At 52.1% G+C, this 13,732-nt stretch carries 13 protein-coding genes and 1 other RNA gene; 11 read left to right on the top strand and 3 right to left on the bottom strand.

Annotation, left to right across the window (positions count from 1 at the left end; translation table 11 throughout):
* Positions 1-109 precede the first annotated feature (109 nt).
* The 3 genes from nadK (at position 110) to bamE (ending at position 3,225) form a co-directional block, all read left to right on the top strand.
* On the top strand, positions 110-988 hold the full coding sequence (nadK, locus tag HBM92_RS06125) for an NAD(+) kinase (RefSeq protein ID WP_001059176.1): 879 nt from the start codon (positions 110-112) through the stop codon (positions 986-988).
* Between the two features lie 85 nt (positions 989-1,073).
* Positions 1,074-2,735: a DNA repair protein RecN gene (gene recN / locus HBM92_RS06120; RefSeq protein ID WP_000880938.1), complete on the top strand. Its 1,662-nt coding sequence runs from the start codon at positions 1,074-1,076 to the stop codon at positions 2,733-2,735.
* 148 nt (positions 2,736-2,883) lie between these two features.
* Entirely contained in the window at positions 2,884-3,225 is a 342-nt protein-coding gene (gene bamE / locus HBM92_RS06115) for an outer membrane protein assembly factor BamE (protein WP_001203437.1), read from the top strand.
* 61 nt (positions 3,226-3,286) lie between these two features.
* On the opposite strand, the gene HBM92_RS06110 is transcribed toward bamE, so the two are convergent.
* Positions 3,287-3,577: an RnfH family protein gene (locus tag HBM92_RS06110; RefSeq protein ID WP_001117834.1), complete on the bottom strand. Its 291-nt coding sequence runs from the start codon at positions 3,575-3,577 to the stop codon at positions 3,287-3,289.
* Positions 3,567-4,004 (bottom strand): type II toxin-antitoxin system toxin RatA, encoded by a 438-nt coding sequence (gene ratA / locus HBM92_RS06105; protein ID WP_001339419.1) that lies wholly within the window; start codon positions 4,002-4,004, stop codon positions 3,567-3,569. The genes HBM92_RS06110 and ratA overlap by 11 nt, the downstream gene beginning before the upstream one ends.
* Positions 4,005-4,174: 170 nt before the next feature.
* Between ratA and smpB the strand changes: the two genes are divergently transcribed.
* The 8 genes from smpB (at position 4,175) to csiR (ending at position 13,267) form a co-directional block, all read left to right on the top strand.
* On the top strand, positions 4,175-4,657 hold the full coding sequence (gene smpB, locus HBM92_RS06100) for an SsrA-binding protein SmpB (protein ID WP_000162574.1): 483 nt from the start codon (positions 4,175-4,177) through the stop codon (positions 4,655-4,657).
* Positions 4,658-4,871: 214 nt separating this feature from the next.
* Positions 4,872-5,234, top strand: a transfer-messenger RNA (tmRNA) gene (gene ssrA / locus HBM92_RS06095).
* A gap of 682 nt (positions 5,235-5,916) precedes the next feature.
* Entirely contained in the window at positions 5,917-6,894 is a 978-nt protein-coding gene (glaH, locus tag HBM92_RS06090; protein WP_000993109.1) for a glutarate dioxygenase GlaH, read from the top strand.
* Between the two features lie 19 nt (positions 6,895-6,913).
* Positions 6,914-8,182 (top strand): L-2-hydroxyglutarate oxidase, encoded by a 1,269-nt coding sequence (gene lhgO / locus HBM92_RS06085; protein WP_000271960.1) that lies wholly within the window; start codon positions 6,914-6,916, stop codon positions 8,180-8,182.
* 22 nt (positions 8,183-8,204) lie between these two features.
* Positions 8,205-9,653, top strand: coding sequence for an NADP-dependent succinate-semialdehyde dehydrogenase (gene gabD, locus HBM92_RS06080; RefSeq protein WP_000772886.1), 1,449 nt, complete (start codon positions 8,205-8,207; stop codon positions 9,651-9,653).
* 13 nt (positions 9,654-9,666) lie between these two features.
* A complete protein-coding gene (gabT, locus tag HBM92_RS06075) occupies positions 9,667-10,947 on the top strand; it encodes a 4-aminobutyrate--2-oxoglutarate transaminase (RefSeq protein WP_001305252.1) in 1,281 nt (426 codons plus the stop codon).
* A gap of 236 nt (positions 10,948-11,183) precedes the next feature.
* Positions 11,184-12,584, top strand: coding sequence for a GABA permease (gabP, locus tag HBM92_RS06070; protein WP_001305253.1), 1,401 nt, complete (start codon positions 11,184-11,186; stop codon positions 12,582-12,584).
* A 20-nt stretch (positions 12,585-12,604) separates the two neighbouring features.
* A complete protein-coding gene (csiR, locus tag HBM92_RS06065) occupies positions 12,605-13,267 on the top strand; it encodes a DNA-binding transcriptional regulator CsiR (RefSeq protein WP_000156817.1) in 663 nt (220 codons plus the stop codon).
* Here the strand turns inward: csiR and kbp are convergent, their stop codons facing one another.
* Positions 13,268-13,717 (bottom strand): potassium binding protein Kbp, encoded by a 450-nt coding sequence (gene kbp, locus HBM92_RS06060; RefSeq protein WP_000522415.1) that lies wholly within the window; start codon positions 13,715-13,717, stop codon positions 13,268-13,270.
* Between the last annotated feature and the right edge of the window lie 15 nt (positions 13,718-13,732).

The raw sequence follows: 13,732 nt of genomic DNA, 5'->3' as shown, positions 1-13,732 counted from the left end.
TTTTTTTCGCATTCATCTCGCTAACTTCGCTTATTATGGGGATCAGTTTCAGGGTTTCAAGGGAAGCACTCACATTGTCATCAATCTTCGCAACAAGGACCTCGGAAAAATGAATAATCATTTCAAGTGTATTGGCATTGTGGGACACCCACGGCACCCCACTGCACTGACAACACATGAAATGCTCTACCGCTGGCTGTGCACAAAAGGTTACGAGGTCATCGTTGAGCAACAAATCGCTCACGAACTGCAACTGAAGAATGTGAAAACTGGCACGCTCGCGGAGATTGGGCAACAGGCTGATCTCGCGGTTGTCGTTGGCGGCGACGGTAATATGCTGGGCGCGGCGCGCACGCTCGCCCGCTACGATATTAAAGTTATTGGAATCAACCGTGGCAACCTGGGTTTCCTGACTGACCTTGATCCCGATAACGCCCAGCAACAATTAGCCGATGTGCTGGAAGGCCACTACATCAGCGAGAAACGTTTTTTGCTGGAAGCGCAAGTCTGTCAGCAAGATTGCCAGAAACGCATCAGCACGGCGATTAACGAAGTGGTACTTCATCCTGGCAAAGTAGCGCATATGATTGAGTTCGAAGTGTATATCGACGAGATCTTTGCGTTTTCGCAGCGTTCCGATGGACTGATTATTTCGACGCCAACAGGCTCCACCGCATATTCCCTCTCTGCGGGCGGTCCTATTCTGACACCCTCTCTGGATGCGATTACCCTGGTGCCCATGTTCCCGCATACGTTGTCAGCACGACCACTGGTCATAAACAGCAGCAGCACGATCCGTCTGCGTTTTTCGCATCGCCGTAACGACCTGGAAATCAGTTGCGACAGCCAGATAGCACTTCCGATTCAGGAAGGTGAAGATGTCCTGATTCGTCGCTGTGATTACCATCTGAATCTGATTCATCCGAAAGATTACAGTTATTTCAATACATTAAGCACCAAGCTCGGCTGGTCAAAAAAATTATTCTAATTTTACGCCAGCCTCTTTACTGTATATAAAACCAGTTTATACTGTACACAATAACAGTAATGGTTTTTCATACAGGAAAACAACTATGTTGGCACAACTGACCATCAGCAACTTTGCTATCGTTCGTGAGCTTGAGATTGATTTTCATAGCGGCATGACCGTAATAACTGGCGAGACCGGCGCGGGTAAATCTATTGCAATAGATGCCCTCGGCCTTTGTCTCGGTGGTCGCGCTGAAGCCGACATGGTGCGTACCGGCGCTGCTCGTGCCGACCTGTGCGCCCGTTTTTCTCTGAAAGATACGCCAGCGGCCCTGCGTTGGCTGGAAGAAAACCAGCTTGAAGACGGGCATGAATGTTTGCTTCGTCGCGTAATCAGCAGCGATGGTCGCTCCCGTGGTTTCATCAACGGTACAGCTGTTCCTCTGTCACAACTGCGCGAACTGGGTCAGTTGCTGATTCAGATCCATGGTCAGCACGCTCATCAGTTACTCACCAAACCCGAGCACCAAAAATTCCTGCTTGATGGCTATGCCAATGAAACCTCTCAGCTCCAGGAAATGACCGCACGTTATCAGTTGTGGCATCAAAGCTGCCGTGACCTCGCGCATCATCAGCAGTTAAGTCAGGAACGCGCCGCCCGTGCGGAGCTGCTGCAATACCAATTAAAAGAACTTAACGAATTTAATCCGCAGCCTGGAGAGTTTGAGCAAATCGACGAAGAGTACAAACGTCTGGCGAACAGCGGTCAATTGCTGACCACCAGCCAGAATGCATTGGCATTAATGGCTGACGGTGAAGACGCAAATCTGCAAAGTCAACTTTACACGGCTAAACAACTGGTGAGCGAATTGATTGGCATGGACAGCAAACTGTCCGGCGTACTTGATATGCTGGAAGAGGCTACCATCCAGATTGCTGAAGCCAGTGATGAACTACGCCACTACTGCGATCGTCTGGATCTCGATCCCAACCGACTGTTTGAACTTGAACAGCGCATCTCAAAACAGATTTCGCTGGCACGTAAACATCACGTCAGCCCTGAGGCATTGCCACAGTATTACCAGTCGCTACTGGAAGAACAGCAGCAACTGGACGATCAGGCCGACTCACAAGAAACGCTCGCGCTGGCGGTAACGAAACATCATCAGCAGGCACTGGAAACGGCGCGCGCGTTACACCAGCAACGCCAGCATTATGCAAATGAGTTGGCACAGCTGATCACCGATAGTATGCATGCACTCTCTATGCCACATGGGCAGTTTACGATCGATGTTAAATTTGACGAGCATCACCTGGGCGCTGACGGCGCTGATCGTATTGAGTTTCGGGTAACCACCAACCCAGGTCAGCCAATGCAGCCTATTGCCAAAGTCGCATCCGGTGGTGAGTTGTCCCGCATCGCATTGGCAATCCAGGTCATTACCGCGCGTAAAATGGAAACCCCGGCACTGATTTTTGATGAAGTGGATGTAGGGATTAGCGGCCCAACAGCGGCAGTTGTCGGCAAACTGCTACGTCAACTTGGCGAATCAACTCAGGTGATGTGTGTTACCCACCTGCCACAAGTCGCGGGATGTGGTCATCAACACTATTTTGTCAGCAAAGAAACCGATGGTGCGATGACAGAAACGCATATGCAATCCCTGGATAAAAAAGCGCGGTTACAAGAGTTGGCGCGCCTGCTTGGTGGCAGTGAAGTCACACGTAACACACTGGCGAATGCGAAAGAACTGCTTGCGGCGTAAACTTTTTTCCTGCTTCACGGTCAGAGTAAACAGCAAAACGCCGTAAGACCGGAAAGCAAAAGGTTTTAAAGTGATGAAAGGTCTATTATCATCGGCATATTACAGATGAGCCACGTACTGCTCGGGCCCGAAAAGGAATCAAATCACTATGCGCTGTAAAACGCTGACTGCTGCAGCAGCAGTACTATTGATGTTGACCGCAGGCTGTTCCACTCTGGAGCGAGTGGTTTACCGTCCTGACATCAACCAGGGGAACTATCTGACCGCTAACGACGTATCCAAAATACGTGTTGGCATGACGCAACAACAAGTTGCGTACGCATTGGGTACACCGCTGATGTCCGATCCATTTGGTACAAATACCTGGTTCTATGTCTTCCGCCAGCAACCTGGTCATGAAGGTGTAACGCAGCAAACGCTGACGCTGACCTTTAACAGTAGCGGTGTGTTGACCAACATTGATAACAAACCTGCGCTGAGTGGTAACTAATAATAAAGTTGCTCTCAAAGACGTTAAAAAAGGTGCTCAATGAGCACCTTTTTTCTGTCTGTTATTTATTCGCTGATTTTTCTGCTCGTTGCCTGCGAAGCTCTTTCGGATCGGCAATGAGAGGACGATAAATCTCCACCCGATCGCCATCATGCACAATATCGCTGAGTTTTGCCGGACGGCTGTAAATGCCGACTTTGTTTTTAGTTAAATCGATATCGGTACGCAATTCCAGCAAACCACTGGCGCGAATAGCTTCTTCAACCGTCGCGCCCTCCTGCAACGTCACGCGCTGCAGGTACTGCTTCTCAGGTAGCGCATAAGCCACCTCAACGGCAATTTTACCTGGCACTGTAGACCTCTTTTGCACGAACAGTAAAAGCCTGCACCATATTAGCTGCCAGCTCTTTAAACACACGACCAAAGGCGAGTTCAATCAACTTATTGGTAAACTCAAAGTCGAGATGAAACTCAATACGGCACGCGTCCTGGCTCAACGGCGTAAACTTCCAACCGCCGATCAATTTCTTAAACGGTCCATCAACCAGACTCATGAGAATACTTTGATTACTGGTCAACTGGTTGCGGGTTGTAAACGTTTTGCTGATCCCAGCCTTAGACACATCTACCGCAGCAGTCATCTGCCCAGGAGTGGACTCCAGAATCCGACTTCCGGTACAACCCGGCAAAAACTGAGGATAAGACTGAACGTCATTCACTAACTGATACATTTGCTCCGCGCTGTAGGGCACCAGTGCGGTCCGACTAATCTGAGGCATAACAATTTCCATCAACAAAAATCCAACAAATAATATCATTTATCCTGCTGTAAAAAAAACGCTATCCCGGCGCTGGGTAACATCGGGTTCATGCTAAGATAGAGCCTTGTCCCCCGCAGGATTGATATGGGGTGTTTTCGATTTCAGATTACCGATGATTCACGACGCTTATGACGAAGAAAAAAGCACATAAACCTGGTTCAGCGACCATCGCGCTTAACAAGCGCGCCCGTCACGAATACTTTATCGAAGAAGAGTTCGAAGCGGGACTTGCCCTGCAAGGCTGGGAGGTTAAATCCCTGCGCGCAGGAAAAGCCAATATCAGCGACAGCTATGTCCTTCTGCGCGACGGAGAGGCATTTCTGTTTGGCGCTAACATCACGCCAATGGCTGTGGCCTCCACGCATGTGGTGTGCGATCCTACCCGTACCCGCAAGTTACTTCTCAACCAGCGCGAACTGGACTCATTGTACGGTCGCGTCAATCGAGAAGGCTATACCGTAGTGGCGCTCTCCCTGTACTGGAAAAATGCCTGGTGCAAAGTGAAAATCGGCGTCGCCAAAGGTAAGAAACAGCACGATAAACGTTCAGATATCAAAGAACGCGAATGGCAGGTGGATAAAGCGCGTATCATGAAAAATGCCCACCGTTAAACCTATATAAGCGATACTAATCAAATCCTCACCGCGCCTCCCTATCCGGTGGCGCGAATGAACATCTTATCGACTGTCAAATCTGACACAGATGTAGCCATCCCATTGCTTAATCGAAAAAAAATCATACTATGCAGGCGCTAATTCCAGGATGATAACGCCTTTTGGGCTAGTCATGCTGCTCATAAATCTGGTATACTTACCGTTACACATTGGGGCTGATTCTGGATTCGACGGGATTTGCGAAACCCAAGGTGCATGCCGAGGGGCGGTTGGCCTCGTAAAAAGCCGCAAAAAATAGTCGCAAACGACGAAAACTACGCTTTAGCAGCTTAATAATCTGCTTAGAGCCCTCTCTCCCTAGCCTCCGCTCTTAGGACGGGGATCAAGAGAGGTCAAACCCAAAAGAGATCGCGTGGAAGCCCTGCCTGGGGTTGAAGCGTTAAAACTTAATCAGGCTAGTTTGTTAGTGGCGTGTCCGTCCGCAGCTGGCAAGCGAATGTAAAGACTGACTAAGCATGTAGTACCGAGGATGTAGGAATTTCGGACGCGGGTTCAACTCCCGCCAGCTCCACCAATCATGATTGGACGGTGTAAGGACTACACCAACAAAAACAGGAAGTTATAAGTCTCAGCAGGACACCGACCAGACGGTGAGGAGACAAAAAAGGATACGCAACGGAGTCGCGACTCCCTATGACATTAAAGCCCGCTGATGCGGGCTTTTTTATTGGTCCTGACCCGCCCTGAATAGAATTCATCCAATTACAGTCCAGACATATACAGTATCCCTCAGCTCAGTATCAGCTTCTCGACAAATGGTCACTGTTATTTACCCGTTGCCAGAAAGAGAATAATTTGCCCCCATAGCCAGCCTTCCTGGAATCTGTATATTCATTAATATTGTTATCGATTCCATCAAGTAACATAGGTTGGATGCGATTGATCTTACTCACATTAGTCGACACGGAACTCAGTAAGTTGAACTCTGAAAAAGCAGTTTAAATAGCATTTAAACAAATGCCACCAGTTCGAAAAAGAGTATAAGCACACTTAATATATTGTTTTAATTATTCATTTCCTTTCAACCCAATTCTTATCCCTCACATTATTTGTTATTAATTTGTTGTTTTTGATCACAATAAGAAAACAATATGTAACTTTTATGCGCATTTTTCAGAAATGTAGATATTTTTAGATTATGGCTACGAAATGAGCATCGCCATGTCACCCTACATCTCATAAGAGGATCGCTTCTGATGAATGCACTGACCGCCGTACAAAATAACGCTGTCGATTCAGGCCAGGACTATAGCGGATTCACTCTCATCCCGTCGGCGCAATCCCCGCGTCTGCTGGAACTCACCTTCACCGAACAGACGACCAAACAGTTTCTCGAACAGGTTGCCGAGTGGCCCGTGCAGGCGCTGGAGTACAAATCGTTTCTGCGTTTTCGGGTAGGCAAAATTCTCGACGATCTGTGTGCGAATCAGCTGCAACCGCTGCTGTTGAAGACCCTGTTAAACCGCGCTGAAGGTGCGCTGTTGATCAATGCGGTGGGTATCGATGATGTCGCGCAGGCGGATGAGATGGTGAAGCTGGCGACGGCGGTGGCGCATCTGATTGGTCGCTCCAATTTCGATGCGATGAGCGGTCAGTATTACGCGCGTTTCGTGGTGAAAAATGTTGATAACTCAGACAGCTATCTGCGTCAGCCACACCGCGTGATGGAGTTGCACAACGACGGCACCTACGTGGAAGAGATCACTGATTACGTGCTGATGATGAAAATCGACGAGCAGAACATGCAGGGCGGTAACTCGCTGCTGCTGCATCTCGATGACTGGGAACATCTGGACCACTTTTTCCGCCATCCGCTGGCGCGCCGTCCGATGCGCTTTGCCGCGCCGCCGAGCAAAAACGTCAGCAAAGATGTCTTCCATCCGGTGTTCGATGTCGATCAGCAGGGCCGCCCGGTGATGCGCTATATCGACCAGTTTGTCCAGCCGAAAGACTTCGAAGAAGGCGTGTGGTTGAGCGAGCTTTCCGATGCCATTGAAACCAGTAAAGGCATTCTTTCTGTACCCGTTCCCGTTGGCAAATTCCTGTTGATTAACAACCTGTTCTGGCTGCACGGTCGCGACCGCTTTACTCCGCACCCGGATCTGCGCCGTGAACTGATGCGTCAGCGTGGCTATTTCGCTTACGCCACTCACCACTACCAGACGCATCAGTAAGCGCAAAGGAATTGAGCGGATGTATGATTTTGTGATTATTGGCGGCGGCATCATCGGCATGTCGACCGCCATGCAACTGATTGATGTTTATCCGGATGCCCGCATTGCGTTGCTGGAAAAAGAGTCCGGCCCGGCCTGTCACCAGACGGGCCACAACAGCGGCGTGATCCATGCTGGGGTCTATTACACGCCCGGCAGCCTGAAGGCGCAGTTCTGCCTGGCGGGAAACCGCGCCACCAAAGCCTTTTGCGATCAAAACGGCATTCGCTATGACAACTGCGGCAAGATGCTGGTCGCCACCTCTGAACTCGAAATGGAACGGATGCGCGCGTTGTGGGAACGCACGGCGGCGAACGGAATCGATCGCGAGTGGTTAAACGCCGAGGAACTGCGCGAGCGCGAACCAAATATCACCGGGCTGGGCGGTATTTTTGTGCCGTCCAGCGGCATTGTCAGCTACCGCGAAGTGACGGCGGCAATGGCAAAAATTTTTCAGGCCAGAGGCGGTGAGATTATCTATAACGCCGAAGTCAGCGCCCTCAGTGAGCATAAAAACGGCGTGGTGATATGTACCCGTCAGGGCGGTGAATATGAAGCATCGACGCTGATTAGCTGTTCCGGGCTGATGGCTGACCGGCTGGTGAAAATGCTCGGCCTCGAACCGGGCTTTATTATCTGCCCGTTCCGCGGCGAGTATTTCCGCCTTGCGCCGGAGCATAACCAGATTGTTAACCACCTGATTTACCCCATTCCCGACCCGGCAATGCCGTTTTTGGGCGTGCATCTCACCCGCATGATCGACGGCAGTGTGACCGTCGGGCCAAACGCGGTGCTGGCTTTCAAACGCGAAGGCTATCGTAAGCGCGACTTCTCATTTAGCGACACGCTGGAAATTTTGGGCTCGTCGGGGATTCGCCGGGTGCTGCAAAACCATCTACGCTCAGGACTGGGCGAGATGAAAAACTCGCTGTGCAAAAGCGGCTATCTGCGGCTGGTGCAAAAGTATTGTCCCCGGCTTTCGTTAAGCGATCTCCAGCCCTGGCCCGCCGGTGTGCGGGCGCAGGCGGTATCGCCGGACGGCAAGCTGATTGACGATTTTCTGTTTGTCACCACCCCGCGCACGATCCACACCTGTAATGCGCCCTCCCCGGCAGCGACATCAGCAATTCCTATTGGTGCGCATATTGTCAGCAAGGTACAAACGCTGTTGGCAAGCCAGAGTAACCCCGGACGCACGCTGCGAGCGGCACGTAGTGTGGATGCCTTACACGCCGCATTTAATCAATAACCTTTGAAAACAGGATGTAGCGATGAAACTTAACGACAGTAACTTATTCCGCCAGCAGGCGTTGATTAACGGGGAATGGCTGGACGCCAACAATGGCGAGGTCATCGACGTCACCAATCCGGCGAACGGCGACAAGCTGGGTAGCGTGCCGAAAATGGGCGCTGATGAAACCCGCGCCGCTATCGACGCCGCCAACCGCGCCCTGCCCGTCTGGCGTGCGCTCACTGCCAAAGAACGCGCCAACATTCTGCGCAACTGGTTCAATTTAATGATGGAGCATCAGGACGATTTAGCGCGCCTGATGACCCTCGAACAGGGCAAACCACTGGCTGAAGCGAAAGGCGAAATCAGCTACGCCGCCTCATTTATTGAGTGGTTTGCAGAAGAAGGCAAACGTATTTATGGCGACACCATTCCCGGTCATCAGGCCGATAAACGCCTGATTGTTATCAAGCAGCCGATTGGCGTCACCGCGGCTATCACGCCGTGGAACTTCCCGGCGGCGATGATTACCCGTAAAGCCGGTCCGGCACTGGCGGCAGGCTGCACGATGGTGCTGAAGCCCGCCAGTCAGACGCCGTTCTCTGCGCTGGCGCTGGCAGAACTGGCGATTCGCGCGGGCGTTCCGGCTGGCGTGTTTAACGTAGTCACCGGTTCGGCGGGCGCGGTCGGTAACGAACTGACCAGCAACCCGCTGGTGCGCAAGCTGTCGTTTACCGGCTCGACCGAAATTGGCCGTCAGTTAATGGAACAGTGCGCGAAAGACATCAAAAAAGTGTCGCTGGAGCTGGGCGGCAACGCACCGTTTATTGTCTTTGACGATGCCGATCTCGATAAAGCCGTGGAAGGCGCGCTGGCCTCGAAATTCCGTAACGCCGGGCAAACCTGCGTCTGCGCCAACCGCCTGTATGTGCAGAACGGCGTGTATGACCGCTTTGCCGAAAAATTGCAGCAGGCGGTGAGCAAACTGCACATCGGCAACGGGCTGGAGAAAGGCGTCACCATCGGGCCGCTGATCGATGAAAAAGCGGTAGCAAAAGTGGAAGAGCATATTGCCGATGCGCTGGAGAAAGGCGCGCGCGTGGTTTGCGGCGGTAAAGCACATGAACGCGGCGGTAACTTCTTCCAGCCGACCATTCTGGTGGACGTTCCGGCTAACGCCAAAGTGTCGAAAGAAGAGACGTTTGGCCCCCTCGCCCCGCTGTTCCGTTTTAAAGATGAAGCCGATGTGATTGCGCAAGCCAATGACACCGAATTTGGCCTTGCAGCCTATTTCTACGCCCGTGATTTAAGCCGCGTCTTCCGCGTGGGCGAAGCACTGGAGTACGGCATCATCGGCATCAACACCGGCATTATTTCCAATGAAGTGGCCCCGTTTGGCGGCATTAAAGCCTCGGGTCTGGGTCGTGAAGGTTCGAAGTATGGCATCGAAGATTACTTAGAAATCAAATATATGTGCATCGGTCTTTAACTGGAGAATGCGAATGAGCAGCAATAAAGAGTTAATGCAGCGCCGCAGTCAGGCGATTCCCCGTGGCGTTGGGCAAATTCACCCGATTTTCGCTGACCGCGCGGAAAACTGCCGGGTGTGGGACGTTGAAGGCCGTGAGTATCTTGATTTCGCGGGCGGGATTGCGGTGCTCAATACCGGGCACCTGCATCCGAAAGTGGTTGCGGCGGTGGAAGCGCAGTTGAAAAAACTGTCGCACACCTGCTTCCAGGTGCTGGCTTACGAGCCGTATCTTGAACTGTGCGAGATTATGAATCAGAAGGTGCCGGGCGATTTTGCCAAGAAAACTCTGCTGGTTACGACCGGTTCCGAAGCGGTGGAAAATGCGGTGAAAATCGCCCGCGCCGCCACCAAACGTAGCGGGACCATCGCCTTTAGCGGTGCGTATCACGGGCGCACGCATTACACGCTGGCGCTGACCGGCAAGGTGAATCCGTACTCTGCGGGCATGGGGCTGATGCCGGGTCATGTTTATCGCGCGCTTTATCCTTGCCCGCTGCACGGCATAAGCGAGGATGACGCTATCGCCAGCATCCACCGGATCTTCAAAAATGACGCCGCGCCGGAAGATATCGCCGCCATCGTGATTGAGCCCGTTCAGGGCGAAGGCGGTTTCTACGCCGCGACGCCAGCCTTTATGCAGCGTTTACGCGCGCTGTGTGACGAGCATGGGATCATGCTGATTGCCGATGAAGTGCAGAGCGGCGCAGGGCGTACCGGCACGCTGTTTGCGATGGAGCAAATGGGCGTGGCACCAGATCTCACCACCTTTGCGAAATCGATCGCAGGCGGTTTCCCGCTGGCGGGCGTCACCGGGCGCGCGGAAGTGATGGACGCCGTCGCACCGGGCGGACTGGGTGGCACCTATGCCGGTAACCCGATTGCCTGCGTAGCGGCGCTGGAAGTGTTGAAGGTGTTCGAGCAGGAAAATCTGCTGCAAAAAGCCAACGTTCTGGGGCAGAAGCTGAAAGACGGATTGCTGGCGATCGCCGAAAAACACCCGGAGATCGGCGACGTACGCGGGCTGGGGGCGATGATCGCCATCGAGCTGTTTGAAGATGGCGAACACAGCAAACCGGACGTAAAACTCACCGCCGAGATCGTGGCACGCGCCCGCGATAAGGGTCTGATTCTTCTCTCCTGCGGCCCGTATTACAACGTGCTGCGCATCCTTGTACCGCTCACCATTGAAGACGCTCAGATCCGTCAGGGTCTGGAAATCATCAGCCAGTGTTTTGCTGAGGCGAAGCAGTAGTACCGCACCATGCCGGAGGCGACGCTGCGCGTCTTGTCCGGACTACGAGAATCCAGGTCGGATAAGGCGTTTACGCCGCATCCGACAATCTGTACGTGAACAGGAATAAATCTATGTCGGCCGGATAAGGCGGAGCCGCTCTCCGGCAAAAAGAACCAATAACAATTAAACGCGTGACCCGACGCGGGAAATGTCGGGGCGCTCTCCCAAGTGACACACTTTCGAGAGGATTCAGGATGGGGCAATCATCGCAACCACATGAGTTAGGCGGCGGGCTGAAGTCACGCCACGTCACCATGTTGTCTATTGCCGGTGTTATCGGCGCAAGTCTGTTTGTCGGTTCCAGCGTCGCCATCGCCGAAGCGGGCCCGGCGGTATTACTGGCCTATCTGTTCGCCGGATTACTGGTGGTTATGATTATGCGGATGTTGGCGGAAATGGCGGTTGCCACGCCCGATACCGGTTCATTTTCCACCTATGCCGATAAAGCCATTGGCCGCTGGGCGGGCTATACCATCGGCTGGTTGTACTGGTGGTTTTGGGTACTGGTTATCCCACTTGAAGCCAACATCGCCGCCATGATCCTGCACTCGTGGGTTCCAGGCATTCCCATCTGGTTATTTTCCCTCGTCATTACCCTCGCCTTAACCGGCAGTAATTTATTAAGCGTTAAAAACTACGGCGAATTTGAGTTCTGGCTGGCGCTGTGTAAAGTCATCGCTATCCTGGCCTTTATTTTCCTTGGTGCCGTCGCAATTAGCGGTTTTTACCCGTATGCCGACGTGAGCGGTATTTCAAGATTGTGGGATAGCGGCGGCTTTATGCCCAACGGCTTCGGTGCGGTATTAAGCGCGATGTTGATCACCATGTTCTCGTTTATGGGCGCAGAAATTGTCACCATTGCCGCCGCGGAATCCGACACGCCGGAAAAACATATTGTCCGCGCCACCAACTCGGTTATCTGGCGTATCTCTATTTTCTATTTGTGTTCTATTTTTGTCGTTGTGGCATTAATCCCGTGGAATATGCCAGGGCTGAAAGCCGTTGGTTCTTATCGCTCGGTTCTGGAATTGCTCAATATTCCTCATGCGAAATTAATCATGGACTGCGTGATATTACTTTCCGTAACCAGCTGCCTGAACTCGGCGCTGTATACCGCTTCCAGGATGCTCTACTCCTTAAGCCGTCGCGGTGATGCTCCCGCGGTAATGGGTAAAATCAACCGCAGTAAAACCCCGTACGTGGCGGTGTTACTCTCCACCGGCGCGGCATTCTTAACGGTGGTGGTGAACTATTACGCGCCTGCGAAGGTGTTTAAATTTCTGATCGACAGCTCCGGCGCTATCGCCCTGCTGGTTTATTTAGTCATCGCCGTTTCACAATTGCGGATGCGCAAAATTCTGCGAGCAGAAGGAAGCGAAATTCGCCTGCGGATGTGGCTTTATCCGTGGCTCACCTGGCTGGTCATCGGCTTTATTACCTTTGTGTTGGTAGTGATGCTATTCCGCCCGGCGCAACAGTTAGAAGTGATCTCCACCGGCTTATTAGCGATTGGGATTATCTGTACCGTGCCAATTATGGCTCGCTGGAAAAAGCTGATAATGTGGCAAAAAACACCCATTCATAATACGCGCTGATAATGCTCAGGAGTCACACCATGACCATTACCTCTCTGGATGGCTATCGCTGGCTGAAGAACGATATTATTCGCGGCAATTTTCAGCCGGATGAAAAATTACGGATGAGTTTGCTGACATCGCGTTATGCACTTGGCGTCGGACCGTTGCGGGAAGCGCTTTCGCAACTGGTGGCAGAACGACTGGTCACGGTGGTGAATCAAAAAGGGTATCGGGTGGCGTCTATGTCAGAGCAGGAGCTGCTCGATATTTTCGACGCCCGCGCCAATATGGAAGCGATGCTGGTGAGTCTGGCGATTGCCCGCGGTGGCGATGAATGGGAGGCAGACGTTCTCGCAAAAGCGCATCTGCTCAGTAAGCTTGAGGCCTGTGACGCCAGTGAGAAAATGCTTGATGAGTGGGATCTGCGTCATCAGGCGTTTCATACTGCAATTGTGGCGGGCTGTGGTTCTTACTATTTGCTGCAAATGCGTGAACGGTTGTTTGATCTGGCAGCGCGTTATCGATTTATCTGGCTGCGGCGAACAGTGCTTTCGGTGGAAATGCTGGAAGATAAACACGATCAGCACCAGACCCTGACTGCGGCGGTACTGGCGCGAGATACCGCGCGCGCCAGTGAGTTAATGCGCCAGCATTTACTGACGCCAATTCCCATTATCCAGCAGGCGATGGCTGGCAATTAACTACTCTTCAGGAATACGCAACACTTGCCCCGGGTAAATTTTATCCGGGCTTTTTAGCATCGGTTTATTCGCTTCGAAGATTTTATTGTACAGATTAGCGTTACCGTAGACCTGTTTGGAAATGGCACTCAGAGTGTCGCCAGACTTAACGGTATAAAACTGGCTGGCAGTGGCTGGTGTCGCCGTTTTCACCTGATCATCGACACTGGCAATACCGGAAATATTCCCCACCGCAACAAGGATTTTCTCCTTCGCCTCCTGACTTAAGCCGTCACCAGTGACCGTCGCTTTGCCGTCGGCAATTTGAATGTTCACTTTATCGGCATCAGGTATACCGGTTTTGTTCAGATGCTCCTGCACCTTCTTCGCCTGATCGTCTTTATCGTGCTGACCTGTAACCGCGTCCCAGAGTTTTTCTCCGGCATCTTTCACAAAATTGAACAGACCCATAGCTACCTCATTCGT

This window comes from Escherichia sp. E.sYA108, assembly GCF_011754335.1.
Lineage (GTDB): Bacteria > Pseudomonadota > Gammaproteobacteria > Enterobacterales > Enterobacteriaceae > Escherichia > Escherichia coli.
Note: the sequence above shows the minus strand (reverse complement) of the source record. Positions and strands in the feature narration are given on the sequence as shown.

Coding starts and splice junctions, on each gene's coding strand:
- lhgO (WP_000271960.1), top strand. CDS start 6,914: ATGTATGATTTTGTGATTATTGGCGGCGGCATCATCGGCATGTCGACC.
- glaH (WP_000993109.1), top strand. CDS start 5,917: ATGAATGCACTGACCGCCGTACAAAATAACGCTGTCGATTCAGGCCAG.
- bamE (WP_001203437.1), top strand. CDS start 2,884: ATGCGCTGTAAAACGCTGACTGCTGCAGCAGCAGTACTATTGATGTTG.
- nadK (WP_001059176.1), top strand. CDS start 110: ATGAATAATCATTTCAAGTGTATTGGCATTGTGGGACACCCACGGCAC.
- recN (WP_000880938.1), top strand. CDS start 1,074: ATGTTGGCACAACTGACCATCAGCAACTTTGCTATCGTTCGTGAGCTT.
- ratA (WP_001339419.1), bottom strand. CDS start 4,004: ATGCCTCAGATTAGTCGGACCGCACTGGTGCCCTACAGCGCGGAGCAA.
- csiR (WP_000156817.1), top strand. CDS start 12,605: ATGACCATTACCTCTCTGGATGGCTATCGCTGGCTGAAGAACGATATT.
- gabT (WP_001305252.1), top strand. CDS start 9,667: ATGAGCAGCAATAAAGAGTTAATGCAGCGCCGCAGTCAGGCGATTCCC.
- gabD (WP_000772886.1), top strand. CDS start 8,205: ATGAAACTTAACGACAGTAACTTATTCCGCCAGCAGGCGTTGATTAAC.
- kbp (WP_000522415.1), bottom strand. CDS start 13,717: ATGGGTCTGTTCAATTTTGTGAAAGATGCCGGAGAAAAACTCTGGGAC.
- gabP (WP_001305253.1), top strand. CDS start 11,184: ATGGGGCAATCATCGCAACCACATGAGTTAGGCGGCGGGCTGAAGTCA.
- smpB (WP_000162574.1), top strand. CDS start 4,175: ATGACGAAGAAAAAAGCACATAAACCTGGTTCAGCGACCATCGCGCTT.